Source organism: Halogeometricum borinquense DSM 11551, from assembly GCF_000172995.2.
Lineage (GTDB): Archaea > Halobacteriota > Halobacteria > Halobacteriales > Haloferacaceae > Halogeometricum > Halogeometricum borinquense.
This window is the reverse complement of the sequence record NC_014735.1, coordinates 221,445-246,836: the sequence shown is the minus strand read 5'-3', so window position 1 is coordinate 246,836 and position 25,392 is coordinate 221,445. Positions and strand designations below refer to the sequence as shown.

Genomic DNA, 25,392 nt, shown 5'->3' with positions numbered 1-25,392 from the left:
AGACAACTCAGCTAGGTGATCACATGGCAGAAACTCAACGTGACACAACGGCACAGGTGGATGTAGAGAACATTGGGGGAATCGAGGATGCGGACGTTCAGTTCCAACAGGGAATTACGGTGCTAACCGGGCGGAACGCGACGAACCGGACCTCGTTTCTCAGAAGTATTGCCGCGGGACTCGGAAGCGACGACGTTAGTCTGAAGAGCGATGCAGACAGCGGTCACGTCGAACTCAAAATCGACGGCGAGAGCTATACGCGGTCGCTCACTCAAAAAAGGGGTACGGTCACGTTCGACGGAGACCCGTACCTCGAAGACTCGACTATCGCCGACCTGTTTGCATTCTTGCTCGGGTCTAACGAAGCGCGCCGTGCCGTCGTCGCTGGAGCGGACCTCCGAGAGATTCTGATGCGGCCGGTGGACACGGTCGCCATCGAATCAGAGATTCAGTCTCTCAAATCGGAGCGCGATCAAATCGACAGCGAGATCAAGCAGCTTTCGTCGGTCGAAGACGAGATACACACTCTGGAGCAGCGACGGAACTCGATCAAAGAGACGATCGAAGAGTTAGCGGACAAACGGGACGAACTGACCGCAGAAATCGAGGCTGAGGACCGGTCGCTCAGCGAACAGACGGAGAACAAAGCGGAACTTGATGAAATCCTCGAAAAGCTCCAGTCCGCTCGTTCGGATCTCAAATCCGTCCGGTTCAGACTCGAGTCCGAACGCGAAAGCATCGAATCGCTTCGAGACGAACGAACGGAAACCTCGGACGAACTCGACGCGCTCTCAGAGACGGACTACGAGACGAAACAAATCGAATCTCAAATCGAGCAGACGCGTGGGCGGATAGACGAGTTGAATCGGACGATCACGGATCTGCAAACCATCATCGAGTACAACAGTGACGTACTGGCCGGCAAAAGCGACGTCGTCGCAGACGCCTTAGACGAAGATGCTGCTGGGTCGGTCACCGACCAACTCGTCGATTCGACGATCACGTGTTGGACCTGCGGTACCAACGTCGAACAGTCGCAGGTCGAAGAGACGACCGACCGCCTCCGATCACTTCGCGACGAACACCGCGAGCGACGCGAGGAACTCCGGAATCGCCTCGAAGAGTTAGACTCGGAACTCCGAGAAGTAAACGAACAGGAGCGCCGCCAAGAGGAATTAACGAACCGACTTTCGAGGTTAGAAGACGAGATTGAAGAGCGGACGGCGACGGTCGAGGAACTACAAGACGAACGCGACGAGTTACAAGAACAGGTCGAATCGTTGGAGTCAGAGGCCGACGAACTTCGAGACCAGACGCAGACGGAACTGATCGAACGTCACAAACAGCGAAACGAATACGAGTTCAAACTGGACCAAAAACGCGACGAACTAGAGGACATCACGGCCGAGTTAGCGGAAAAACAGGATGAACTCGAACGTCGTGAAGAACTGAAACAGCGCAGAGAGCAAGTCAAAGAGCAATTAGCGGAGACCCGATCTCGCATCGAATCGATCGAGACGAACGCGATCGAGGCGTTCAACGAGGAGATGGAGACGGTCTTAAACTTGCTCGATTACGAGAACATCGATCGAGTGTGGATCGAACGTAAAAACATCGGCTCCGGGAAGTCCAACCGAAACTCCCAGTCGGCGTTCGAGCTACACATCGTCCGGACGAACGAATCGGGTGCAGTGTACGAGGATACGATAGATAACCTGAGCGAGAGTGAAAGGGAGGTAATCGGCCTCGTCTTCGCGCTCGCGGGGTATCTCGTCCACGAAGTCCACGACACCGTTCCGTTCATGCTTCTCGATTCAGTCGAAGCAATCGACTCCGAACGTATCTCGGAACTGGTGGAATACTTCTCGCAGTTCCCGGACTATCTGGTCGTCGCCTTACTCCCCGAAGACGCAGAAGCACTCGACGAACAGCACCAATACGTCGAGTGGTAACCAGCGGGGATATTTTTCACCCAATTATATTCTATGTCTGACAGTGGTGTGTATCGGAGATTTCCCCAGATGTGTTAACAATAAACTTGATGCAGATCCGTCACGAGAGGAGGAGACTCACGGATTATAGCTAAAATCAGGAAAGAAGGATCGGAAGAACTTCGTCAACAATCAATTGGTAGACATGTACTATAAGTAGATAATATTATTAGGCCAAGTGCATCTTTTACTGACATGGCAACCAGGCACCGAAGCGTGCATGAGACCAAAGGTAGGACGAAAGAACGTCTCATCCATTGGCACGACTTCGAAACCCCCGAACCTGTCAGCGAAGCCGTTATTGAAGCAGTGAGTGAACTAAAAGCATGCGACAAAAACGATCTCCCACCACTCTCAGATCGAATCAATCGGAGCGCTCTCAACTCGCTTTTCGGTGGGGAGGGACCGCAGCAACCAAAAATCAACCGCGGAGAACTAACCTTCACGTACGACGGTGTACGCGTGACGGTTGATGCCATCGGAATGATTCGCGTCGTTGGGACCGACGCGTAACAACTGAAGAAGACAGTCGAACTCTGATCAAACCGGTCGGGGGCGGACGGTATCAGAGTTCATCGGGGGTGAACAACTGGTCGAGTAATTTTTGCTCGGCCGCTCTGAGATGCTGGCTGAACGTCGGCTGACTAATATCGAGCATCTCGGCCACATCTTTTGCAGATTTGTTACGTGGCCAGTCGTAGTACCCGTTGTCGAAGGCACACCGAAGAACCTCGTATTGGCGGTCAGTCAGTGCCTCTCGAACGAACGATCGCATTCGGCCGACAGTCCCCCCGTTGATCGGTGTGCGCCCACGGGACACGAGCGATACGTCGCTGAACTGTTCTTCTAACGCTGTGAGAATGCCTCGTGGCGAGACGTTTTGCGGGACAGTGAGGGTAACGATGACGCCCTGTTCGTCCGCTTTTACCGATGCGATATGCAAGTCCAAGGAGATGAGCGCCGTCAACAGGTCGTCGGTGAGGACGAGATTCACCAATGCACCGTCACGGCGGTTCGTGACGACTTCCGAACCGGCGACAGCGTCGTGCTCTCCGAGTTCATCAAGGAACCGCTCTGCCCGCTCACCTGCGGTATCGAAGTACACTTGGATACCGTTCGCGTGATCGAATTCGATGTGATCGACAACGATATCCGTCTCGTCGAAACGAGAGACTTCGACAAGTGGATGGGTATCGTCGTTGACGCGAACCTTCAGTTGGATACATTCTCCGGACTGGTTGAGATCGCGTCGGAGTCGGGAGATAACGGCGTACCCGAGCATCGAGCTGAGTTCGTTCAGCACCGAAAGCTCTCGCTCGGTGAACGAATCAGTTTCAGCGAACAAGTAACAAACGCCATACACGAGATTGTGATGGACGACCGGAAGCGCGGCAACGCTTTCGACCGCAGCCGTGTCAGTCGTTTCGATACGCTTCCACTCTTCGACGGATACGGCGTTTTGTGCAACGACAGCGGACTGACGGTCGAGAGCCCGTTGACCGAGATCAGAAAGCGGCGTCTCGTCTGCAAGCGCGATTTCGTCGTCAGTGAACGAAAGCGCACCCGATGAGGTGACGTAACTGAGCGTTTCACTTACCGGGTCGTATCTCGCAAACGCCGACGCGTAGTACGTCTCCGTATCCGAAAGTTGCTCAACGACGCATTGGAGTAACTCATCAATTCGATCTGCCCCGATAATCGAGCGATTGACCTCCCGGAGCAGTTCGTTGAGTCTGGCGACCGTCAACAGCTTCCGTTTCTGGCGCTCCAACACCGCCTGCTGCTCTCTCAACTGACGTTCGTGTCCCGCTGTTTCGAGTGCGGCGGTGAGTGAAGCGACAATCGACGTCGCATGTTCGTGTTGTTCGAAGGTGATCTGTTCGGACGAGGATCGAAGGACGAGGACGCCGTAGCGTCCAATCGGAACGAATAGTTCTGCTGCATCCGGTTCGGAACTCACATCTGCCGACAACGAACGATATCGCTGTTGGCCGAGTTTGAGTACCTCCCAGATGACGCTCTCTCCCCGTTCAATTGGGTCCGGATACGGCTGCTCGTCGCCAACCGTCGCCGCGGCCCGAAGTGTGACTTCCGAACGACGCTCTGTTTCGTCCCAGTCAGCCAGATAAATCCGACCGGACAGCGCATTCGAGTCGCCGACGATTGCATCAAGCGCTAACTCGGCTAGTCGGTCATCGTCCCGCTCTCGAAGTAACTCGCGAGCCAGATTGTACAACCCGGAGAGTCGCTGTTGGAGTTCGTGCCGTTCGGTTCTATCCCTGATAGCGAGGCGGAGATACGAGCGTTCCGTTCCCGGTAGAATGGTCACCGTAACCGGAAGGTTCTCGCGTTTGCTGTATCGTATCGAGGTGTTGAATTCGTCGCCGTAGATGTCACGCCTGTCCCCATCTTTGAGTGCTGTAACGACAGCGGTAGAGAAGTCGAAAACATCGGACACCGGCAGTCCCCCGAACGGTATCCCCGACGCTTCCAACCGTGCGCGCGCTTTTTCGTCGGCATCGACGATAACGAGATTGTCATCTATCTCCACGATTCCATCGGCTAAATAGGTCGCTTCACGTTCGTGCGCTGACTGTGTATTTTGCACGTTGTCACCCGCGTTGCGTCGCTCTTCGTACCGGCCCCTACGAAACGTCAAATTACCGCGTGTCGCAAGTCACAGTTGACCTTCCCCTGACATTATACTATTGGGTTTGTTTTACGACCACGGACGGCGCTGTCTTGCTCTTCGAGTGGTTAGTTTAAATTAGCGAGCAATCGAAGCCAACCACATGGACTGTCCGCGCTGTGAGAACTCGCTCTCCACAATCGTGATTCAAGGAGGAGGCGAGGCCGTGTATTGTAAACGATGTCGCTACGCCGACGTAGAATCCGAGTACGAACCGTCAGATACACCCCGTGAGACGTGGGACGATGCGATTCGACGGTTCAAAAACCGCCATATCGACGCGGGCGCTTCCCCAGCAAGAACCGAAGAGGTCAACGAAACAGAACGCACGCCGTCGGAGCCAGTCAAACGGAACGAACCGATAGCGATGATACCGCGGACGAAAGCGCTGCCAGCCGGCCGTTCCGAGATGACATCAGCGATATCCGAAGGCGACACGAATTCGATCGAAGAACGTGACGGTCAGTGATTCATACCGAATCGGCGCTTCTCCTCGAACCCACGCGAAAACCGCAGTGAGGGCGGTAGCTGACGAGAGTTAGTCCTCGCCGCCGGACGATGCACTCTCGCTGGTAGACGTGCTGTTATCGGCAGACGATGAATTAGTAGACGGCGTACTCGTAGACGACGTACTGCTAGATGACGTACTCGTGCTCGTAGACGACGAACGTTTGCTGGCAGACGAACGCTTGCCGGACGACGAACGCGTGCCAGAAGACGACGTCGATTGTGCCGCTGGCTCGTCAGATCCTTCTTCGGAGCGAGCCGCGACGAGCGCACCACGTGCGACACTGTACAGTGGGTCATCGACGCTCTGAACGTCGCTTATCGAGAAGGGGATCTCGACATCTTCGAGGTGCTTTGCGAACAGTTCCTCGAAGCCATCGGGGCGGGACGTCCCGCCGGTAACGACGACGGGGACGTCGAGTTCTTCCTCAACGTCTCCTTCGTCCACCTGCGCTGCGATATTCTCGACGACATAATCGAGAAGATTCTCGTAGTAGATGGAGAGCGCACCTTCAATTCCGCCGACATCCGTTCGGAAGTCGAGGACGAAATCGTCTTCTTTGATCGAGGTAACTTTGTCAACCGGCGTGCCCGTCGCCTGCGCCGCCTGCTTGTCGATCCAGTCGCCCCCGCGGGCGATGGAGAACTTCATTACGGGGACGGCGTAGTACGAAAGGCAGATGTTCGTCATCCCGGCACCGAAGGAGACACCGAGTCCAGTGAAGTTGTTATCAGCCAGTTCACTGTAGATTACTGCCATCCCCTCGTTGATCGGTTCCGGATCGAATCCCATCTCCGAGAGCATAGATTCGAGCGTTTTCTGATGGTACAGTGTAGAGACGTCCGAGTCGATAGGATCCGCCGGTGACGAGAAGAACAGCTTTTCGCCGGGCTGGTTCGCCGTCCCGACCACCTGTTCGGTGATGAGCTTGATCATCGGGATTGCAGAGGCCTCCTCGCTCGAAAGGATTCCCTGCTCCATGGGCCGCCGCGTCTCTTTGTTGAAGATGTTCGCGAAGTTGAGCGCATCGTCGCCGACGACGTAGACTTTGTCGTCCTTGCGGATGTGCAAAACGTCACTGCGCGACAGCATCTGTTCAGCCATGTCGCTGTACTCGATTTCGACGAACGAATTCCGCTGTTGTACGAACTTCGTCCCCGTCTCGTCCGGCGTGGACGAGAGGATGTTCATGGTACCGACGTCTAGACCTTTGGCCATATATGTAAGTCATAGTGACTGTACAAAAATCTTGATTATACTGAATGGCTACATAAATAGGTCTCGTACGGGATCTACCGTCGCTCCTCACTCGCGTTCGCGGCCGGTTGGCGGGGGCACCCAGAAACGATTTATCCCGCCGCCGTACCGCGACTAGAGAATGAATCACGGGAAACCGATCAGTCAGTTCGTGAGAGAGTTCTCACTCATGATAGGCGGTGAGATGAAATGATCAAAATCCGTCAATAATCGGCCAAGCAACAGATTTGGACTGCGAGTCTAAGAATCAGAACGAAGAACGTTATCGGAACAACGAACGAATGCTGCCGAGAAGTCCATCGCTCGTCTGCGCTTCGTTCCTCTCTTCTTGTTCTTGCTGTGCCGCACGCAACTCTTGGAGTGCCGATGCTTGGTCGTCGGTTCCAGCGCCGCTGGCAGTCTTTTTTTCACCACCTCGCAATCCGCGGAGGCCATTGACTGCAGCATCAACGCTTTCGCCGTGAGCCTCGTTCACTTTCGCGTTCGCAAGACTCACCTGCTCGACGGTATCGTCCGACTCGGTAAGTGTGAGTCGCTCACCGTCATCGCGTTCGACACCGCCCCAGTTGAGATCGACACTGTCCATCGCAGCCTCGATATCGCGCTGAATCTCTTCGTCGCTGTACGACTCACCGTCGTTACCGGCGTCATCACCAGTTTCCTCGCCCGCAATCTCGCTTCGTGCCGGAACATCGTGCTCGATTGCCCGTTCGACACGGTAGCCCGAGAGGGCAGTGCCGGCGGTCGCAACGACGATGACAGCCCCGAGTGCATAGAGACCGACGACGAAACTACTGTTTTGGAACCAGTGTTGCCAGTAGATCTGCGTGAAACGCACCGTTGCAGCGACGCAGGCACCGAATCCGAGCGCACCGACGGCAGCGATACGGCGCGAGACGGGCAACAGGACAGTCACAGCGAGAAGGACGAGCGGAATCCCCGTCGCACCAGTTGCAACCGCTAGTTCCCGGAAGACGTATTTAACCGTCTCACCGGGGGGAACCGTCGTACTCCAAAGAAACGCGGCAATCGAAACGATGACGAGACCGACGCCGGTGAAAAAGAGGCCAAAACCCGCATAGACGGTGCGGCTGTCCTCTACCGGCCCGACAAACCGTCGATATAACTCGTGGAGGTATTCTCCGGGACTCGTACGCTGCATATGTATATCGACTGAGACGAAGGGCAAATATCTTCGCCAATCGACTGCACGGCCAGCGAATTTCCCTCGAATGGCAAAGACAAGGTGGGTAACTGTTTTATAACCGCTTGTGGATGTGAAAAGTAATGCTGAAACGCGGGACGATTACACGGGGGGTCGTTGCTCGATAGATGGCGTTTGAAGACCGCGTCAAACTCTTTGTCGCACGCCAGACCCGTGAGCTAGTTGCGGTACTCGTACTGGCCGGTATTATCTGTCTTATTGCCGCAGGCTACATCTTTCTCACGCCGACGACAACAGTTGTTTCGGAGGACACGAACCTCCAAACGTTCGAGACGGATGTGAAAACGAGTGCCGTTGTGACGGGGAACACGACGCTCTACGAACGAGGCGAAACACTACAGAACCGATCTGTATACTTCATCTCCGCGACGCCAAACGTCACGTTTCAGGTTCGAACGTCAGTGCCACCGGACCAGCGGGTGAAGCTCACCCAACAACTCACTATGGAAATCGTCGGTAATCGAGAGGATCAACCGTTTTACCGAACGAACAGGACGCTCATCGACCGACAGACGACCGTCACAGACGGGAATGCGACGGCCGAAGCGACGATAAACGCATCTGCTCTCAGACAACGACTCCAAGAGATGCGAACCGAAGTTGGGGGCGTCGGACAGTTCCAAGTAGAACTCGACTTGAACGTCTCTTACGAGAGTGACCGCTACGAGGGAACACTCAAGGACGGCTCACCGCTTGCGCTCTCCGGGCAAGCGTATTATCTCGAAGACGGACTGCAAGCAGACACAACTCGTCGGACGCCCGTCACAAAAGAGATCCAGCAACCACCGACGATGCTGGAATACGGCGGCATTGGAGTGCTAGGGCTGGTCCTCTTCGGCTTGGCCGCTGTCGCCCGCAACGTCGGACGAGATGCCGATACAGAGCGCCTCCGAACGAACATCATCCACGACCGGCACGACGAGTGGATTTCACGAGGAGAGTTCCCGACGGAATCCGAAAAGCAGTACATCTCGATTCTGACGCTCGAAGACCTCGTTGACGTTGCTATCGACTCCGGTCGGCGAGTGATCTTCGACCCGGATTTAGATGCGTACGCCGTGATTGACGGGGACGAAATCTACCATTACGCACCGGACGAGGACGACACCAACGTCTGGTTGGACTTATAGCCGAGACCCGACTCAACACGGGTCTCACTCCTGCTCGATTTCGTCGAACCGATACCGATAGTTATCCACCGTGTGGTAGACCGCAGAGACAGTGAACAACACCACGATGAGCGTCGGGTAGACGAGCATCGGAATCGAATCTGTCGGAAGAACCTCGAGCCAAAGTGCGGCGATGATAACACAAGAGAGCACAGACAGACCGAGATAGTATACGCCCCACGAAACGGAGTTTTCGGGGACGATATCGAGATAGATGTCGAGGCTTTGGATGCGGTCGGTTAACTCGACTTCCCCGTCTTCGAATTCGATGATACCGGCGCGATCAAGCCTCGGAAGGTGCGTCTGCTGGAGCGATGTATAGACGCTTTTTCGCTCCCGCGAGGTGATCTCTTCGACCGTTTTCTCGTGTTCCCACGCTGCAACGTGTTCTGCAAGATCAGACAGTGAGACGGGGCCGGTGGCCTCTTTGCAGTACCGGATCGCGTAGCGACGACGGCGATTACTGATCAAGTCGAATATCTCGTCTCGATGAAGTTCGTCGTCATCATCGGACTGCTCAGTGAGCAATGTACCGGGGCCACTTCCACCCATCTATGAGGAGAGAATAGTGCCAACAGATACATAGTTTCTCTCATTGCCAGATACTTACGATTCTGCAGTCTCATCGCGCTCGACAGCGATTCGGAGTTCGATATCGTACTCGCCGTCTGGGAGGTCCGAGAGCGTCCCACGACCGCTATCGGGGACGAGGTTAATCTGCACTCCGAACGGGACGCTTTCGCCGGGGTCGAGCACGCCGTCCGCAACGGAGTCTGGCTCGCTCATCTCCAACAGATTATCGCCAGATTCACCAGCGGGAGACAGCGTCTCGCCGTCCGCTGTGACGGCTAACGCCGACTCGATATCCGCGAGGACGCCGTCGGACAGCGTGTCACTCGTCGCGGCAAACGAGAATGTGAGTCCGGAGATACCGACGGTCCCGACGTTCGTCACACGGACGATATCCTCGAACCGCGTTATCGCACGCTGGCTGACACCCGTCCCCTCGCCGGGGGTGATGGCAGTCACGTAGCCAGCCTCGTTCGTCTGAACGTGGACTGGCGGATCGGTAGCCGGCGTCAGCGTAATCGAACGCTCGTAGACGACGCTAAAACTCGCATTCGTACTCGAACTAGTCACTTCCGATGCCGCCGAACTGATAATACCACCGGTAATCAGGAAGCCGCTGATTCCGATCACGGTCTGTCGGCGTGTGAGCATATCGTTACGTTCGTGCGGAAGACGTTGCCGAAGGAAACATCCCTGTCGCCGGCATGTTCCGCAGGCTATCGTTCCGCAGTGGCGTTCCGTTGTTCTCTACCCCCCATCCAGACTGCCTCACACCTCGTTTGCGCCTGCCGTGACTTCGGTGATCAGTGGCTCGTGAGTTCCGTTCCCATCGCTGTCCGAGAAGTCACCCGCTCCGGCGTAAGGACCGTTATTAGCGTCCCCGAACGCACCGACCAGTGTGCTGTTATCCGCACTCACTTGGAGGTTGACCAACTGGTGATTCCCGCTGTCTACCTGGACTAAGTTTGTAGCCGACGACCCGTCGCTCCCATCGGGAGAGATCTGCTCTCCGCCGCTCGTCTCGAAGGCGAACACGTCGTGAGCGACGTTTTTGCTGATCTCTTCACCCCGAACGATCGTGCCGACGACCGAGCCGTAGCCCGAATACGTGAATCCGACTTCGTAGTTCTGGCTCGACTCGTTGTTCTGGATTGCGATGATATCGTCGAAATCGATACTGCTGGCAGGGGTACCAGCCGCGACTGCCACCTGAATGTTGACCATCCCCTGCCCGGGATTGTTGACGACAGCGATCGGGAGGTCATCGATTGTGAGCTTGTCAAATACGATGTTCCCGTTACTGTCGAAGTAGTCGAGAGAGGAGTCGGGATTTTCGACGACATCGTCTCCCATAGTAACACCCGAGATCTCGCTGCCGGGGACGATGTCGAGATTCGCATCGTCACCACCGGTCACAATCGAGAGCTGCGAGTTGCTATTCGAGGATGTCACGTCGAACGCTCCCGTTCCGAGGACCGTTCCCGACCCGACTGCTATCGTTCCAACCGCCGTCATGAATCGTCTTCGTCTCATAGTGAGTGATATAGTTACGTTGTATGTTGCTTGCTACCGGGCGATTCAGCGCCGCACTACTGAGTTGCCGCGTTCAGGGATTATTCGACCCCTCTTCTGCGACAATTGTCAGATCGCCGGTGTCTGCATTCGAGTTGTCTAGCGTATCCTGGCGCGTATCGATCTTCACGTCGAGATACGCAGATTCACCCGTCGCCAGCGTCTTCGCGCTACCCGATCCGATACTGTTCGTATCCTCGCCGCCGACGGAGAACGTGACTTCCGCGACATCGGTGTTGCCATCCTGCAACAGGAGCGTTGCGCTCCCATTCGCGGATGCGTCAGCAGCCCCGTCGGTGGACACGCCTACCGTCGCGCTCGAACCGTCGGAAGCGTTGTTCGTAATCGTCACCACGTCGGTGAGCGTCGTAATCGCTTCCTCGTTGAAGCCCGACGCACCGTCATTGCCGTCAGGTCCGCCGAGGTCAATCGTGAGCGTGCCGTCGCCGCTGTCATCGGTGACGTATTCGTCGTCGCCGGTAATCGTCAAGAACGCGCTCGCGTCGCCCGCGGTACTGACGCTTACCGTCCGTTCAGCACTCACAGTGGTGAATGCACCCGTACCGACGAGTGCCCCACCGCCCCCGACTAATGCACCGAGTCCGATCAAGACGTTCCGTCTGTTTATTGCCATTTGTGTACTCCCGGACACAGTCGCCCGTGTCTCTACTGAACCCATCGGCCCCCACCTACTTTGTATTCAGGTGCTTGAAACGAATCAAGCTCGGCTGGTAGCAAGAAACCGGAGCTTGTACCAACGGAACGCCGGCTAAATGAGCGGTTTCGCTGGTGTTTCAGCGCTTGAAACGGAGAAATAGCGGATTGCAGCGTTTGGGAGACACACAGCGAGTATTGTCGCCACGTGTTTCCACAAAACACTATTTGTTTCCACAAACTGTTATACAGACGTACCGTCTACCTCGGATCGTGAAACTCGGCGACGGAATCCAGTACGGCGTTCTCATCATCCTCATTGTCGCAGTCGGTGCGATGCTGTTCGGGCAGGCGCTCGGCCAGCCAGTGCTCCTCGGATACGTCGAGACGGGGAGCATGGAACCGACAATGGAGCCTGGTGACGGATTCATCGCCGTTCCCGCAGTGGTTACGCCGCCGCCGGAATCCGGCGATGTGGTCGTGTTTCAGGCCACAGAACTTCACAACGGCGGGTTGACCACCCATCGTATCGTCAGACGGACTGACGAAGGGTACATCACACGAGGCGATGCCAACCCGTTCACCGATCAAGACGGGGTAGAACCGCCGGTGATGGAGTCACAGATCGTTGCCGAGGCGTTGCAAGTGAACGGGCAGGTCGTAGTCATTCGCGATCTCGGCACGGTAAGTCAGATTGTGCAAGGGCCACTAGTGGGAACCATCGGGCTGATTGGTAGCGCAATCGGATCATCTGGGTTGCTCGCAGGCGGCAGTTCCGCGCAGTCGCTCGTCTTTTTGGGTGTCGGACTAATCATCGTCAGCATCGTTTTCGATTCGGTAACGGGGAGTCGGCCGAGAGCGAAACGCTCGCGGCGACGGTCGAACTACATCAAGACGACGACGTTTCTGTTCATTCTGTCGCTTCTCGTGCTCGCACCCGCGACAGCAAGCATGGTCGCCCCCTCGGGAGCGAACACTTTCAACATCGTCAGTTCAGAATCACCGAACGACGACCCGCTAGTTATCGGTGTGGGTGCCGAGGCGACGATAGAGTATCGGGTCATCAACGACGGCTTCGTGCCGATACTGACGGTTATCGAACCACAGCATCCGGAGTTGACAATCTCGCGGTCAGTGTTTACAGTCTCACCTCGATCAAACGAGACAACGACGCTCACGGTTCAAGCGCCGGATGCGACCGGTAGCTATAGCCGTGCAATCAAAGAGTGGCGGTATCTGCCGGTCCTCCCACGTTCAGTGATCCTGTCGCTGCATGCGATTCATCCGTACGTTGCAGTCGCGGCAATCGACCTGCTCTTACTCATCGGCACAGTTGCCTTTGGTCTCATCGCGGTTGGCGTCGGCCCGATCAGGCTCCGTTCTACCGAGCGCAACATCACGACTATCCAAGAACTGAAGCGGCGGTTCCTCTAACAACTGAAACGGCGGTTCCTCTAACCAGTCGTCGCAACGTCGTAAGCAGCCACATCTGACGTTGCTGTTCCAGCGGTCGTATTGAACGGAATGGATCCCAACGGAAACGACCGATTTGAGATTGCGTGTTAGCGCACGTCAGTCACGTCGAACCGTCCCCTCGTCGGGCGTTCCGGAGACGGTGACATCATCAGGGCTGTAGACGAGGACACCGCTTCCACCTCGCACTCGAATCACAGTTCCATCAACGGACAGCGTTGCGGAATCGCGGCTCAGTTGTGCGGTGATCCCGCCGTTGACCGTCGAAACAGTCGCCTCAGTCAACGTCATATCGCCAACGGAGCCAAGCGAGATATCCGAGTTCGTCTCGACTGTCGCGCGAGTCGCATCAAGGAGGCCGTCTGAACTGATTTTGATTTCACCGTTCGTGGAGCGAACGGTCGAGTCAACGAGGTCGATGTGACCGTTTTCGGTGTTGAGGACGATTTCGCTGTTCGTCGTTATCTCAGCGTTCCGCGCAGAGATACTGTTTCCGTAGACCGCAACTTGGCCGTTCGTCGAGTCAACCGTCGCACCGGTCAGAGTAACGGCGTTCGAGCCGATGAGTGAAATTTCGGAGTTTGTCGAAATATCGGCGTTCGGTGCGGAGACACTACGCCCGACCACTTCGACCTTCCCGTTCACCGAATCGACTGTCGCTCCAGAGAGACTGACCGAACCTTGCTCAGCCGTCAGCTCGATCTTCGTGTTCGAGCGGAACTGTGAGTTCTGCGCGTCGATTCGGCCACCTTTCACCTCGACCTTCCCGTTCTTCGTGTCGATAGTGGAAGCGGCGAGGCTCACTTCCCCATCTTCGGCCTCGATGCTGACCTCCCGGTTCGTCTCGAACGTCGATCTCGACGCGACGACTGACGACCCCTCGATCTCGATCTCGCCGTTCGTCGTGCTCACCCCGCTATCGACGAAGGTCACGCCACCGGATTCGGTTTCGATACTCACGTCCCGATTGGTCCGTAACGTCGCTTCTCGGACGATGAGCGAGCGAGCTTCGATCTCGATTTCCCATCTGCTGGAGAGTCGCTCGCGGTCGGGGTGGATGACGAGATTTTCGTCCTCATCCTCGAACGAGAGGGCCTCCGACTTGGTGAGTATCGCCTCGCCATCGTCGTACGCACCGTTCCCGTTCGTGTCGATGTACGCGACACCGTGCGGCGGACCGGGATGGCCGCCGCCATTACCGGGACAGTCGTAGTCGAACTGCGCTTGGAGCGTTGCATCGGTTATCTTTGCGTTGGCGGCCTCGGCTTCGTTGACGGTCACCGTCAGCGTCGCGGTTCCCGAACCACCGTTCGGTGGATTACAACTCGCAAAGATCCGTTCTTGTGACCCTCGATCAATCGTGGTCGTCTCAGAAGTCGTCTTCAACGAGACAGCATCAGTGTCAACCGACGCTTCGTACGAAACCGTCATATCCGAATCGAGGTTGTTCACAAGCGAGGCAATAGCGGTTCCCGAATTTCCGTCCCCGTTCCCCGGATTTCTCACCGTCGCACCGGTTTCAGTCAGCGCGAGAAATGCCTCGTCGTCGTCAGCCACCGAGACGGATACCGGTCGGTCACCCGCAATCGTGCTGTAACTGCTGGTAGGGACGGCGCCGAGCGTCACACCGCCGATGATGAGTAGCAGACCGAGATACCAAAGTGACCGACTCATGATGTTCCCCCCTCGGGAGTTGCTCTAACTCAGAGGTCAACCGTCTTGTACGCTTCGGGAAGGATTTATATTCACCCATCAAGAATGTTCGGCGAAGCAAACTCCCTTCGAATATGTCCAATGAATCTCCAGGCGATCACGATGCCGAATCCGACTCTACGTCGTTCGAGACGTGGTTAGCGCAGAAAGCAGAGTCTGCGGACATCCCTCGGGAGGAACTCTTCGAGCAGCTAATTTCATCGTACTGGACGCTCAACGAGATCAGCCAGTTGCTCAACGAAACGACCGAAAACAATTCGTTGGGGAGTTTAGAGCTGTCGGGGCCAGCCAATACTGTAGACGGAGAATCCGATACCACCGGTGAGACCGAAACAGTGACAGATCAACTCGACACACTTCGGGAGCGCATCACCGAGATACAGGTGGAACTGGAAAGCGTCGTTGATCGCAGATCCGAGATCGAATCCGAAATCGGCGAACTCACCGGTCGTCTCACGGAACTCGAAGAGCAACTCGGAGACACCGGAGACTCGGAGATTCAGGACGAACTTGAGTCGATAGAATCTCAGCTATCGGCCGAGCAAGCGGAGATCAAAGCGCAGTTACAATCGAGGTTTGGCGACGTCCAGACGATACTGCAGTATCTAATCGAAGAAACGGACAGTCTGGATGCCCAAGTAACGGAGGTACAACAACAGCAAGGAGTGATTGAGCAAGTAGAGAACGAACGCGACAAGCTCCAGCGACTCAAACGAGAAGCCAGCGACGTTGGTTCCTATACGGGCGAGTGTGGGAACTGTGCCGAAGAGATCGATATCGCCCTGCTGGTGAGACCCTACTGTCCGATGTGCGAAGCAGAGCTAATGGGCGTCGAACAACGATCAAAGTGGTTCGTGCTTTCTGAAGCCGTGATCAAGACGAAATCAAGCGTTATAGACAACGAGCCACTGGCACAGGTCGATGACAGCGAAATTGCGGCTGGCGAACAGGAACAACTCGGATCGGCGGACCGGGCCAGTGAAGGCACAGCTGACGAGAGCAAAACGTCGGAAGGAGAGCGCTCTGACGGCGAGCGTACATCGACGGTGTCAGATATTGATTTGACGGGCGACGCCGGCAGCGGCGGACCTGACGGCGACGACGAACAGACATCGACCGACGCAGACGTGACGTTAGACTTGGAAACCGACAAAGAGGGAACGCGGACCGATACGAGCGATTCAGCCGACGGTCCGTTCGGCGATATCGACGCGCTCACTGCCGAAGGCAAGTCCGAGGACTCGGATGAAAGCGACGAGAGTACCGAGTCCACGGACGACGATAGCTAAAACCAGAACGGGCGAACGAAAGAGGCGGGGCGACTGTAACTCAGTTCGACGCCGAACTGCTGTGACTCAGTTCAGCGACACGGAGCCGTCGGTTTCGAATTCGAGAACAGTATCGAAAAGCGAGGCGAACGTCCGAACGACTTGCGTATCGTGGCTCGTCGGGTCAAGATGGTAATGTCCTCGGGCACCCGCTGCGTGGATGCGGCCCCGGAGGACGTGAAGAAAGCGGAAGACGAGTTGTTGGTCGTCAACATGTTTGAGGAGGTCGGACACCGAGTGGAAACAGACGGCAGTCTGTCCCGGTGAGTCTTCCCAGTCGCTAAGGACCTTACTGGTAAGTATCCCGATACGACGGAGGTCAGTCGCATCCTGAACAGTCTTGATCTCGACTGGACCGTCGTACTCCTCAGACGGGACGCCCGCGTCGTAGGATTGAACGTCGATGACGGCCGTATTCCCAACAGGACCCGAAAGGTAGTTCTGGAGAATCGAGAGTCGTTCACCAGGCGTCTGGCCGATAGTCACCACGAGGAGGTTGATCGGGTCACCAGTCGAAGACGACATCAACCGAGAGCACAGACTCTCCTCTGCCGCACACTCGGTTTGACCCGAGAGGAGAATGTTGGATGCATCGCCAACGAGTTCGAGCACCGCCTCCGTCTTTGGATCCGGGCCCGACGTCGAGTCAGAGTCGTCAGCTGATTGCGTGATAATGTCCCACTCCGATTGGTCGCCCCCGAGTTCGGATCCAGACCCCTCCAGACGTCGTTTGCGAAGCGACTCCGCGAGTTCGGAGAGAGAAAGAGACTGGTCGCTCGTCGTCGAGGACGGTGAAACACTCTCAGATGAAGACTCCTCCGAGGAGACGGTATCTGAAGGAGCTTCATCTGAAGGAGCCTCATCTGAAGAGTCCTCGGATGAAAGGTCCTCAGCAAGATCAGAAAGTGATGAGGAGGAAGTATCCTCATCCGGCTTACCCCGACGAGACGAATCTCTTTCGTCGTTCTCTCCCATACTCCCCATATTAAGACCTCATACAAAGTATTCACTAATTATCCCAAACATGTCACTCCCGTTCAAATAGGTTCCTTCAATACAGAAACTTACCGTCCGGATCGATTAGATACCGAGATCAAAATATAATTAGGTACTGATACTTAATGAGTCATATAGCCGCGTAAAACGCCACTCAGGTCCCGCCAAGCTTACTCTATTGACGGTTCCGTATACCAAATTTGAGTATCAAATCTGATTCTTAGCCGGATAAGTTTATCATTTAGCCGCCGAAAACAGCACAATATCCAGGCGTACAAAAATGAGTTCGCAATCAAAAGTGCTTGTCGTTGATGATGAACGAGCTATCGCGGACCTGTACGCTACATGGCTCGCCACAGACTATACCGTCGAAATCGCCTACAACGGGTCCAGCGCGCTCGAAGTGCTGGACGAAACCGTTTCTGTCGTCATTCTCGACCGGCGGATGCCGAACACGTCCGGCGACGAAGTACTCGACGAGATACGCGCACGTGGATTCGACTGCCACGTGGCAATGATAACCGCGGTCGATCCCGACTACGATATTCTCGAGATGGGGTTCGACACGTATCTCAAAAAACCGGTCAAGGAAGAAGACATCAAAGCAGTTGTCGAGAATCTCTTACGGCGTTCCCGATACGCCGAGTCGCTGACGGCGTTGTTCAGGAAACTATCGAAGCGAGAGGCACTCAAAGCGCAGAAACCGGTCGCCGAACTTAAACGACAGTCTCAGTATCAACAGTTGATCGACGAGATTGCGGAACTCCGAGCGCAGTCGGACAGGCATCTCCATCAGTTGGACAACGAGGATTTCGAGGCGATGTTCCATCAACTCAGTGCAGTATGACAGGCGTAGCTGTCCCGTACGAAAGCCGTTCGACAGAAGGTGGGGATTGCCACCAAGATGGAACTGAAATCGCTCCGTGGTGGCGCAACCAATTGCTGACGGAGATGTGGGGATGGGGGGGATTTCTCCGTCAGCGGGCCGGATTCGGGTTCTGCGCGAATCGTCCGAACAACCTACCGGCACTTCCAACCTTAGGGGCTACTCATTAATCAGTTGTGCCAATACTGATAGCCCGCCGTGGGTCGTCAGGTATCTCGAACGGAGAGTGACTGACCGATATCCGTGTTCGCCAGCGCAACCGGTCGGTTACCGGTAACCCGTCACCCATTACGACACCGGTGAGCAAGCGACACTGGCGGAGAAATTAGATAGATATAATGTCTTACGTATAACAATTCTATGCTGAGAGGGATCTCTACTAACTTCTCAGCAGAGATGACGTTCATCGAGCAGAGATAAAACACTAATACACGCGTTATACCACTCACAGATTTCGGTGCAGTATCAGAGTCGTCGTACTGATATCCGAACAGCACCGAGAGAACCCAAAACGTAGCCCTCCGAACCGGTATTACTTTGAGCCACGTACTGGAACGTCATCGTATGCAAGGCAAGCAGGTCCTCGTTACGGGCGGGGCCGGATTTATCGGGTCGAATCTCGCAAACGCGCTGGCACCGGACAACGACGTTATCGCTATCGACGACTGCTATCTCGGGACGCCGGAGAATCTCGATTCGGGCGTCGAATTTGTCGATGCGAGTGTGCTCGACGAGGACTTGCCGACCGACGTGGACGTTGTGTTCCACCTCGCTGCACTCTCTTCCTACCAGATGCACGAACAGGACCCGACGACGGGAGCGAGAGTAAACGTCGAGGGATTCGTGAACACGGTCGAGCAGGCGCGCAAAGACGGCTGTGAAACCGTTGTGTACGCATCGACGTCGTCGATATACGGCTCTCGGACCGAGCCGTCGCCAGAATCGATGGCTATCGAAGCACGAACCGGGTACGAGGCGTCGAAACTCGCCCGCGAGCAGTACGCCGAGTACTTCTACAACCACTACGACCTGACGCTCGCCGGAATGCGCTTTTTCTCGGTGTATCAAGGGTTCGGCGGCGCAGAAGAACACAAAGGCGAGTACGCAAACACGGTCGCCCAGTTCACCGAGAAAATTGCGAACGGCGAGCAACCCGAACTGTTCGGTGACGGATCGCAGACGCGCGACTTCACGCACGTAGATGACATCGTTCGCGGCTTGGTGTTGGCGGCCGAGCACGAACTCAACGGCGTCTACAATCTCGGCACAGGCGAGAGCTACAGCTTCAACGAGATGGTGGCGATGATAAACGAAGTACTCGGCACGGATGTCGAACCGAAGTACATCGAAAACCCACTCGACGAGTACGTTCACGACACCATGGCCGACCCGACGAAGATGAAGGAGGCGACGGGATGGGAACCGGAGATATCCTTCGAGGAAGGAGTTCAGCGCGTGTGTGAGCCGTATTTAGACGAGTAAGCACGCGGAAGCGACAGAGCGGAACCCGAAGTATCACTCCCGTAGTATTATTTTGGATTCGAGTTAGTACTCAGAATCTGCACGAGTAGCGAAGACCCAAAAAATCGATTCCCGGACCGCGCTATCAAACACTAAATTCCAGCGTCTCAGATCGTCTGGTACTGTATTTCACCCATCATTCTTATCGCTCATACACGCACGAAGAGTGGATGTTGTAGAACTCCCATTATTTTAGGCTAGCCTAAAGATCGGGAAATTTATTAAGGTTAAGCCTTGGGTAAAACCATGAGGTTAGATGACAATCAAACTGAATTACTGGTTCAAGAAGGGAGCCGGAGGAACGCGATGCCTACTAACGCGGGGCGAGACAGCAACGGCCGAATTGCGTTCGAGAGGCTATGACGATGAGTAACGCGAGATCAATTACACGCGTTCTCGCTCTCGTGTTTGCGGTGCTGACAGTCACCGGGACGGTGGCACCCGCAGTAGGCGCGACGATGACAGCGGAACACGGAGCAATAGCTGACGAAATCGGGTCGGTTAGCGGCGAATCCAACGGGGGAGCGTTGTCGGCCATGCGTGCCTCAGCAACTAACACCGACGACAGTTCGAGTACACCGGGAGATACCAATGGTGAGGCAACGCCCGAAGGCACTAGCGACAGTACAACCGCGCCTGAGGGGACCAACGACAATTCAAGCGCATCTGATGGGAACGGCAATTCAGCCGTACCTGACGGCACCGATGAGAATACGACGACACCCGATGGTCCCAACGGCAACGCAACGACACCAGACGGTGGCAATGATACCGTAACAACGCCGGACGGAACCGACGACGACACAACGACGCCTGATGGTACCAACGACAATTCAACCACGCCGGACGGCACTGACAACAATGCAACAACACCTGACGGCACTAACGACAATTCAACCACGCCGGACGGTACTGACAGCAATGCAACAACGCCCGATGGCACTAACGACAACGCGACAACTCCGGGCACGGGGACTGCAACCCCGAGCGAAAACAGTACTGACGGGACGAACAGTACCAGCGCAGGCAAACGTACGAACGAAACACAAACCAACGCGACGGCGGCGAACCGCACCGTCGTCGAGAGTTGGGCCGCGAACGCGTCCAGTAGCGTAGAGGTGATCGTCCGCGTCGAGGAGTTCGAGGTCCCGACGGTATCGACCATGTCACAGGAGACGGTGGTCGAGAAACTGAAGGCACACGCCGAAACGTCCCAACAGCCGGTCATCGACTACGCTGAATCGACCGACGGCGTAACCGTCCTCAACAGATACTGGCTGACGAACGCACTGCTCTTGCGAGTGGATACGGCAAAAACCAACGCGAGCAAACTCGTCGGCCAACCGGGCGTCACAGGCATCCACAAGAACTTCGAGGTGCGGGCGCTCTCAACCGCGGCGAGTCGGAATAACACCACGGCGTCCGGAGCAACCACTGCGTCTACACCGGCTACGACCGAGGTAACCTACGGACTCGACCAACTCAACGTCCCGGCCGTCTGGGCAAAGCACGGGACGAAGGGCGCTGGTGCGAAAGTCGCCGTTCTCGACACCGGAATCGATGTCGGCCACCCCGACTTAGAGCTGTACACCGAGGATCCCGGAAACGATACCTACCCCGGCGGGTGGGCTGAATTCGACACGAACGGTGACCGAGTCACGGGATCGACACCGCACGCGACCAGCGGTCACGGAACACACGTCTCCGGAACTGTCGCCGGTGGTACGGCGAGCGGGAAGGCAATCGGCGTCGCGCCCGACGCGGACATGATGCACGGACTGGTGCTTCCCGACGGAACGGGATCGTTCGCGCAGATTATCGGTGGAATGCAGTGGGCCGTCGAAGAGGACGCCGACGTCATCAGCATGAGCCTGGGAGCCGACGGCTTCTACAGCACGCTTGTGACGCCGATACGGAACGCTGAGGACGCTGGGACGGTCGTCGTCGCAGCGGCCGGGAATCACGGTCCCGAGACAGCACCCTCACCGGGAAGCATCTACGACTCACTCACGGTCGGCGCGTCCGGCCCGAACCGCGATATCGCGCCCTTCTCAAGCGGCGATGTCGTCCGAACTGAGCGCGACTGGGGTGACGCCGCCCCGTCAGACTGGCCAGACGAGTACGTCATGCCGGACATCGCAGCACCCGGTGTGGATACCTACAGCACCCTGCCAGGCGGGAAATACGGTGAAAAGTCCGGGACCTCGATGGCGACACCGCATGTCTCCGGTGTCGTCGCACTGATGGTGTCCGCATCCGGCGGTGACGCCTCCCCGGAAGAGATCAGAACAGCACTCAGAAAGTCGGCGACGAAACCCGATGACGCTCCGGCGAAGAAGGACATTCGGTACGGAAACGGAATCATCGACGCCCTCGACGCAACCACGGCAGTCGCTGCCGAACAGGGCATCTCGGGGTCGATCTCGAATACCGGTGGCGAACCGCTTTCCGGTGCTTCGGTCCGTCTCGACAGCGGTGCTGCAACCGCGACGGATGCGAACGGCGACTACCTCATTCGGACGCTCTCGGGCACGTACAACACGACAGTCTCCGAGTTCGGATACGCGTCCTCGACAGCCACGGTCACCGTTACCGGGGGTTCGATGACGACCCACGACGTGAGCCTCAAGCCGGCGTTGGCGGCTGAAATCACCAGTCCGCAAAACGGCAAGGTCAAAGCCGGCACCGCCGCCTCCGTGACGTACCGAACGGCGCACGCGGAAACGCTCACCGTGAGTCGTACAGGGGACACCAGCGGGAACGCGACACTCTACATCAACGGCAAAGAGCGTGCATTCGGGGAGTCGGTCTCGATTAACGCCTCCGACGACACCAGAGTACAGGTACGCGTCGAAACCGAGGCCGGTTCTACCGGGACGCTGGCGCTCAAACACACGATATCCGGACTAGGGGAGACGACTACGTTCACGACCGGACCGACCGAAATCGTCTCCGATCCGACGTACGTCACCGTCGTCGATAGCACGGGGTCAGAATACGCCGAACAGATCAGGGCAGCTATCGAAGCAAACGTCCCCAGAGAGTACTTCGTCTCTATCATCTCACCGCGGGAAGCGATGGCGAACACAGACGAGTACGACGTCTTCGTCGTCCACCAGGTCAACTCGAACGTCAACCTGCAATCGTTCGTCGAGGCGACGAGCGGTCCGGAAACTGGCGTCGTCTATCTCGATCAATGGGGCGCGGCCAGCAACGGAATCACGGCACTCTCAGATGCGACACAGAACCCAGTCGTCACGGGGCAGACAACCGAAACCGACCAGCCAACGTACGAGGTTGTCGCGAACCATTCGATATTCGACGGCATCGCGGCCCGTGGCGAATCGATTACGATTCACAACCAGTCGCGCGGTGATATCGCGTGGTTCGAGCGATTCAGGGGGACGACGCTCGCAGTGGCCAGCGATAACGGAGCAGATATCGGAACCGGAGTCGCCATCGACGAGTCGAAACAGACCGTCCTCCTCTCGTCGCTCGGGCGAACATCGACGGTGCAGAACAGATATGTGAACGATGACGCCGACGCACTCCTCGGAAACGCGGTCACGTACGTGAATTCGCTCCCGCCAGCGTGGCTCGAGTCGTCACAACCCAAGCACGTCACACCGGGTGAGTCCTTCGCGGTTGACGTTGCGGCCGACGACCTCCGACGTCTCAACGTCACGCTCGCGGATTCGATGATGCTGAGCGAGTCGGACCTCACGCTCTCGATCAACGGAACCGAACGCGAGTTCGGCGAGTCGTACGACATCAACGATAGTGCAGACAACGTCACGGTTGCGGTCAACACATCGACTGGGATTGTCGGAACGGTCGGGCTCTCGATTGCGGCCGAGAGTAGCAACGACACAGTCGAGCTGCTGAGCGGGGAAACCGCAGTCTACGAGAAGCCGCTGGTCGTTCCCGAGGACGTAAAAACGATCCAGAGAGCGGTCAACCTCGCACCCGCAGGAACGACCGTCGAAGTCGCAACCGGCACGTACACGAATCGCGTGACGATTACGACTCCGGGGATCACACTGACAGCACACGATGAGGAGCGGCCGACTATCGACACGCGGGTCTGGGGGTTCTACGACCCGGTAGTCCACGTCGATGCACCGAACGTGACGGTCGAACACCTCAACGTCGTCGCGGACGGAATCGCGCCCGACGGCATCGCAGTCGAGCGGTCCAACGCAACGATTCGACACGTCTCCGTGAGCGGCACGTCACACGGCGTGCTCATCGGCGGGGCTGGCTCTACTGCGGACGATGCCGTCGTACACGATGTCAATATCTCCGACGGAGCAGACCTGCTCGCAATCGGGGTCACCGTCGGTGAAGCCGATAACGCGCACGTGTACAACGCGACAATCTCCGGTCAGGATTCCGGAGCCGATGTCTACACGTCATCTGGGACGGTCATCGAAAACAGCACCATCACCGACAGCGGGACCGGACTCACGACGTTCGAGACTGACAACGTCCGATTCGTCGGGAACGAAATTCACGACATGGACGAGTCAGCGACGAACACCGTGGGAATCCAGCTCGAAGCGTTTGTGACATCCGCGACAATCGAAGATAACGAGATCTGGAACCTCTCGGAAGGGATCTACGTCGAAGGGACGAACACCGGCGGCGAAATCGTCGGCAACGACATCGACACAGAGTACGGCGTCTGGGTCGAACGCGGGGATGCACCCGCGATTGAGATCAAGCACAACGACCTCGCAGCGACGAACGTCTCGGTCGGAAACGGCCTCGACGGGTCGCTCCGAGCGACGATGAACTATCACGGAGAACGAAGCGGGAACGAGTCGTTCGTCTCCGGAGACGTAACGTACGAACCGTTCCTGACGGCACCACCCGAGGATGTCGATACCGACACGCCACAGCAGATTGGCGTTGACTTGACGCTCGAAGCCGGAAACGTCTACGGAGTGAGCGTCCCCGGAACGACGAGACAGACCGTCTCCGACCTCTTCGACGACGAGTTCCGCGGTGTCGTGTACGGTTTCGACGCGAGCGACCAGTCGTGGACGCAGTTGTCCGGCGACGACGAGATTGCCGCTCTACAGGGACTCGCCGTGGTCGCCGAAAGCGACGGTCGGATGACCGTGACTCACTTCGTCGGATCGAATCAGCCGAGCGCGCCGGGTCAACGGACGCTCACCGAGGGCTGGAACTTCGTCGGATCACCCGAGTACGGCGACCTCGAATCGGGACTCAACGTCGAGACCGTCGATCCGGGGCTTGCCATGGCTCCGTTCGACGCGCCGAGCAGTCAGCCCGGGTCGAGTAGCGGGTTCGACGGTGTCTACCGGTTCGACGGGACGAGCACGCCACCGGACGTGAGCGCGTACGAGGGCTACTTCGTCTTCGTCGAGGCGGAGAGTACCCTCCCGTCGTACGTCGTCCCGAACCCGTCGGCCACCGAGTTGTACGAGGGTATCGGACTGTACCCGATCAACGCGAGTGCGAACGCCTCTGCGACGACGAACGGGACGGTATCGGTCGACGCTGTGCTTTCACGCACCGACGAGATGGACCGTGCGGCTGCTCGGCTGGCGCTTTCGCAACTCATCTACCGCGACCTCAACAGCGCGGTTCGCGGAGAGAAAGCTTCGCAGACGACCCTCAACGAAACTGCCGACGCGATTATCGCTGACGCTCCGGATGAACACGAAGCGCTCGTTGCGAACGCGACCGCAGACGCCCTCGAACGGATTCGTGGAAACGGAACCCGGACGGGAGCAGCGGGGCTGAACGAGCAGGCCGACAGCCAAGCATCGAACGCCACAGCGCCTTCGATCACGGGCTGACGGCCCGACGCA

18 protein-coding genes are annotated in these 25,392 nt (G+C 56.8%); 9 read left to right on the top strand and 9 right to left on the bottom strand.

Going from position 1 to position 25,392, the window contains the following annotated elements:
* The first annotated feature begins 23 nt into the window (after positions 1-23).
* Together HBOR_RS15315 and HBOR_RS15310 are read left to right on the top strand one after the other, a co-directional pair.
* Entirely contained in the window at positions 24-1,952 is a 1,929-nt protein-coding gene (locus tag HBOR_RS15315; protein WP_006055957.1) for an archaea-specific SMC-related protein, read from the top strand.
* A 234-nt stretch (positions 1,953-2,186) separates the two neighbouring features.
* Positions 2,187-2,504, top strand: coding sequence for a HalOD1 output domain-containing protein (locus tag HBOR_RS15310; RefSeq protein WP_241432390.1), 318 nt, complete (start codon positions 2,187-2,189; stop codon positions 2,502-2,504).
* Between the two features lie 52 nt (positions 2,505-2,556).
* Here the strand turns inward: HBOR_RS15310 and HBOR_RS15305 are convergent, their stop codons facing one another.
* Entirely contained in the window at positions 2,557-4,650 is a 2,094-nt protein-coding gene (locus HBOR_RS15305; RefSeq protein ID WP_013446590.1) for a helix-turn-helix domain-containing protein, read from the bottom strand.
* A 196-nt stretch (positions 4,651-4,846) separates the two neighbouring features.
* Between HBOR_RS15305 and HBOR_RS15300 the strand changes: the two genes are divergently transcribed.
* Entirely contained in the window at positions 4,847-5,149 is a 303-nt protein-coding gene (locus tag HBOR_RS15300; protein ID WP_241432389.1) for a hypothetical protein, read from the top strand.
* A 69-nt stretch (positions 5,150-5,218) separates the two neighbouring features.
* Here the strand turns inward: HBOR_RS15300 and HBOR_RS15295 are convergent, their stop codons facing one another.
* Both HBOR_RS15295 and HBOR_RS15290 read right to left on the bottom strand, forming a co-directional pair.
* A complete protein-coding gene (locus HBOR_RS15295) occupies positions 5,219-6,406 on the bottom strand; it encodes a cell division protein FtsA (RefSeq protein WP_006055953.1) in 1,188 nt (395 codons plus the stop codon).
* Between the two features lie 301 nt (positions 6,407-6,707).
* Positions 6,708-7,607, bottom strand: a complete 900-nt coding sequence (locus tag HBOR_RS15290) for a DUF7139 domain-containing protein (protein ID WP_006055952.1) — start codon at positions 7,605-7,607, stop codon at positions 6,708-6,710.
* 170 nt (positions 7,608-7,777) lie between these two features.
* On the opposite strand from HBOR_RS15290, the gene HBOR_RS15285 reads away from it, so the two are divergent.
* Positions 7,778-8,800 (top strand): DUF5305 domain-containing protein, encoded by a 1,023-nt coding sequence (locus HBOR_RS15285; RefSeq protein ID WP_006055951.1) that lies wholly within the window; start codon positions 7,778-7,780, stop codon positions 8,798-8,800.
* Between the two features lie 24 nt (positions 8,801-8,824).
* Here the strand turns inward: HBOR_RS15285 and HBOR_RS15280 are convergent, their stop codons facing one another.
* The 4 genes from HBOR_RS15280 to HBOR_RS15265 all read right to left on the bottom strand — a co-directional run bounded on the left by HBOR_RS15280 (position 8,825) and on the right by HBOR_RS15265 (position 11,615).
* Entirely contained in the window at positions 8,825-9,391 is a 567-nt protein-coding gene (locus HBOR_RS15280; protein WP_006055950.1) for a DUF7344 domain-containing protein, read from the bottom strand.
* Positions 9,392-9,445: 54 nt separating this feature from the next.
* Positions 9,446-10,060 carry a hypothetical protein gene (locus HBOR_RS15275; protein ID WP_006055949.1) on the bottom strand — a complete coding sequence of 205 codons (615 nt, stop codon included), beginning with the start codon at positions 10,058-10,060 and terminating at the stop codon, positions 9,446-9,448.
* Between the two features lie 117 nt (positions 10,061-10,177).
* A complete protein-coding gene (locus HBOR_RS15270) occupies positions 10,178-10,924 on the bottom strand; it encodes a hypothetical protein (protein ID WP_006055948.1) in 747 nt (248 codons plus the stop codon).
* Positions 10,925-11,015: 91 nt separating this feature from the next.
* Positions 11,016-11,615 carry a hypothetical protein gene (locus tag HBOR_RS15265; RefSeq protein ID WP_006055947.1) on the bottom strand — a complete coding sequence of 200 codons (600 nt, stop codon included), beginning with the start codon at positions 11,613-11,615 and terminating at the stop codon, positions 11,016-11,018.
* Between the two features lie 293 nt (positions 11,616-11,908).
* Between HBOR_RS15265 and HBOR_RS15260 the strand changes: the two genes are divergently transcribed.
* The gene (locus HBOR_RS15260) at positions 11,909-13,069 is read left to right on the top strand and encodes a signal peptidase I (protein WP_006055946.1); all 1,161 of its coding nucleotides are present in this window, start codon (positions 11,909-11,911) and stop codon (positions 13,067-13,069) included.
* 138 nt (positions 13,070-13,207) lie between these two features.
* Here HBOR_RS15260 and HBOR_RS15255 read toward each other — a convergent pair whose 3' ends face one another.
* A complete protein-coding gene (locus HBOR_RS15255) occupies positions 13,208-14,782 on the bottom strand; it encodes a hypothetical protein (RefSeq protein ID WP_006055945.1) in 1,575 nt (524 codons plus the stop codon).
* 113 nt (positions 14,783-14,895) lie between these two features.
* On the opposite strand from HBOR_RS15255, the gene HBOR_RS15250 reads away from it, so the two are divergent.
* Positions 14,896-16,110, top strand: a complete 1,215-nt coding sequence (locus HBOR_RS15250; RefSeq protein WP_006055944.1) for a hypothetical protein — start codon at positions 14,896-14,898, stop codon at positions 16,108-16,110.
* A 66-nt stretch (positions 16,111-16,176) separates the two neighbouring features.
* On the opposite strand, the gene HBOR_RS15245 is transcribed toward HBOR_RS15250, so the two are convergent.
* The gene (locus HBOR_RS15245) at positions 16,177-17,124 is read right to left on the bottom strand and encodes a DUF7504 family protein (protein WP_006055943.1); all 948 of its coding nucleotides are present in this window, start codon (positions 17,122-17,124) and stop codon (positions 16,177-16,179) included.
* Between the two features lie 301 nt (positions 17,125-17,425).
* Between HBOR_RS15245 and HBOR_RS15240 the strand changes: the two genes are divergently transcribed.
* The 3 genes from HBOR_RS15240 (at position 17,426) to HBOR_RS15230 (ending at position 25,380) form a co-directional block, all read left to right on the top strand.
* Positions 17,426-17,992 (top strand): response regulator, encoded by a 567-nt coding sequence (locus tag HBOR_RS15240; protein WP_049890632.1) that lies wholly within the window; start codon positions 17,426-17,428, stop codon positions 17,990-17,992.
* A 603-nt stretch (positions 17,993-18,595) separates the two neighbouring features.
* On the top strand, positions 18,596-19,513 hold the full coding sequence (locus tag HBOR_RS15235; protein WP_006055941.1) for an NAD-dependent epimerase/dehydratase family protein: 918 nt from the start codon (positions 18,596-18,598) through the stop codon (positions 19,511-19,513).
* Positions 19,514-19,917: 404 nt separating this feature from the next.
* On the top strand, positions 19,918-25,380 hold the full coding sequence (locus HBOR_RS15230; RefSeq protein ID WP_241432388.1) for a S8 family serine peptidase: 5,463 nt from the start codon (positions 19,918-19,920) through the stop codon (positions 25,378-25,380).
* Positions 25,381-25,392: the final 12 nt, after the last annotated feature.

Coding starts and splice junctions, on each gene's coding strand:
- HBOR_RS15270 (WP_006055948.1), bottom strand. CDS start 10,924: ATGACGGCGGTTGGAACGATAGCAGTCGGGTCGGGAACGGTCCTCGGA.
- HBOR_RS15245 (WP_006055943.1), bottom strand. CDS start 17,124: ATGGGAGAGAACGACGAAAGAGATTCGTCTCGTCGGGGTAAGCCGGAT.
- HBOR_RS15285 (WP_006055951.1), top strand. CDS start 7,778: ATGGCGTTTGAAGACCGCGTCAAACTCTTTGTCGCACGCCAGACCCGT.
- HBOR_RS15280 (WP_006055950.1), bottom strand. CDS start 9,391: ATGGGTGGAAGTGGCCCCGGTACATTGCTCACTGAGCAGTCCGATGAT.
- HBOR_RS15315 (WP_006055957.1), top strand. CDS start 24: ATGGCAGAAACTCAACGTGACACAACGGCACAGGTGGATGTAGAGAAC.
- HBOR_RS15240 (WP_049890632.1), top strand. CDS start 17,426: ATGAGTTCGCAATCAAAAGTGCTTGTCGTTGATGATGAACGAGCTATC.
- HBOR_RS15295 (WP_006055953.1), bottom strand. CDS start 6,406: ATGGCCAAAGGTCTAGACGTCGGTACCATGAACATCCTCTCGTCCACG.
- HBOR_RS15265 (WP_006055947.1), bottom strand. CDS start 11,615: ATGGCAATAAACAGACGGAACGTCTTGATCGGACTCGGTGCATTAGTC.
- HBOR_RS15230 (WP_241432388.1), top strand. CDS start 19,918: ATGAGTAACGCGAGATCAATTACACGCGTTCTCGCTCTCGTGTTTGCG.
- HBOR_RS15235 (WP_006055941.1), top strand. CDS start 18,596: ATGCAAGGCAAGCAGGTCCTCGTTACGGGCGGGGCCGGATTTATCGGG.
- HBOR_RS15290 (WP_006055952.1), bottom strand. CDS start 7,607: ATGCAGCGTACGAGTCCCGGAGAATACCTCCACGAGTTATATCGACGG.
- HBOR_RS15310 (WP_241432390.1), top strand. CDS start 2,187: ATGGCAACCAGGCACCGAAGCGTGCATGAGACCAAAGGTAGGACGAAA.
- HBOR_RS15250 (WP_006055944.1), top strand. CDS start 14,896: ATGTCCAATGAATCTCCAGGCGATCACGATGCCGAATCCGACTCTACG.
- HBOR_RS15255 (WP_006055945.1), bottom strand. CDS start 14,782: ATGAGTCGGTCACTTTGGTATCTCGGTCTGCTACTCATCATCGGCGGT.
- HBOR_RS15275 (WP_006055949.1), bottom strand. CDS start 10,060: ATGCTCACACGCCGACAGACCGTGATCGGAATCAGCGGCTTCCTGATT.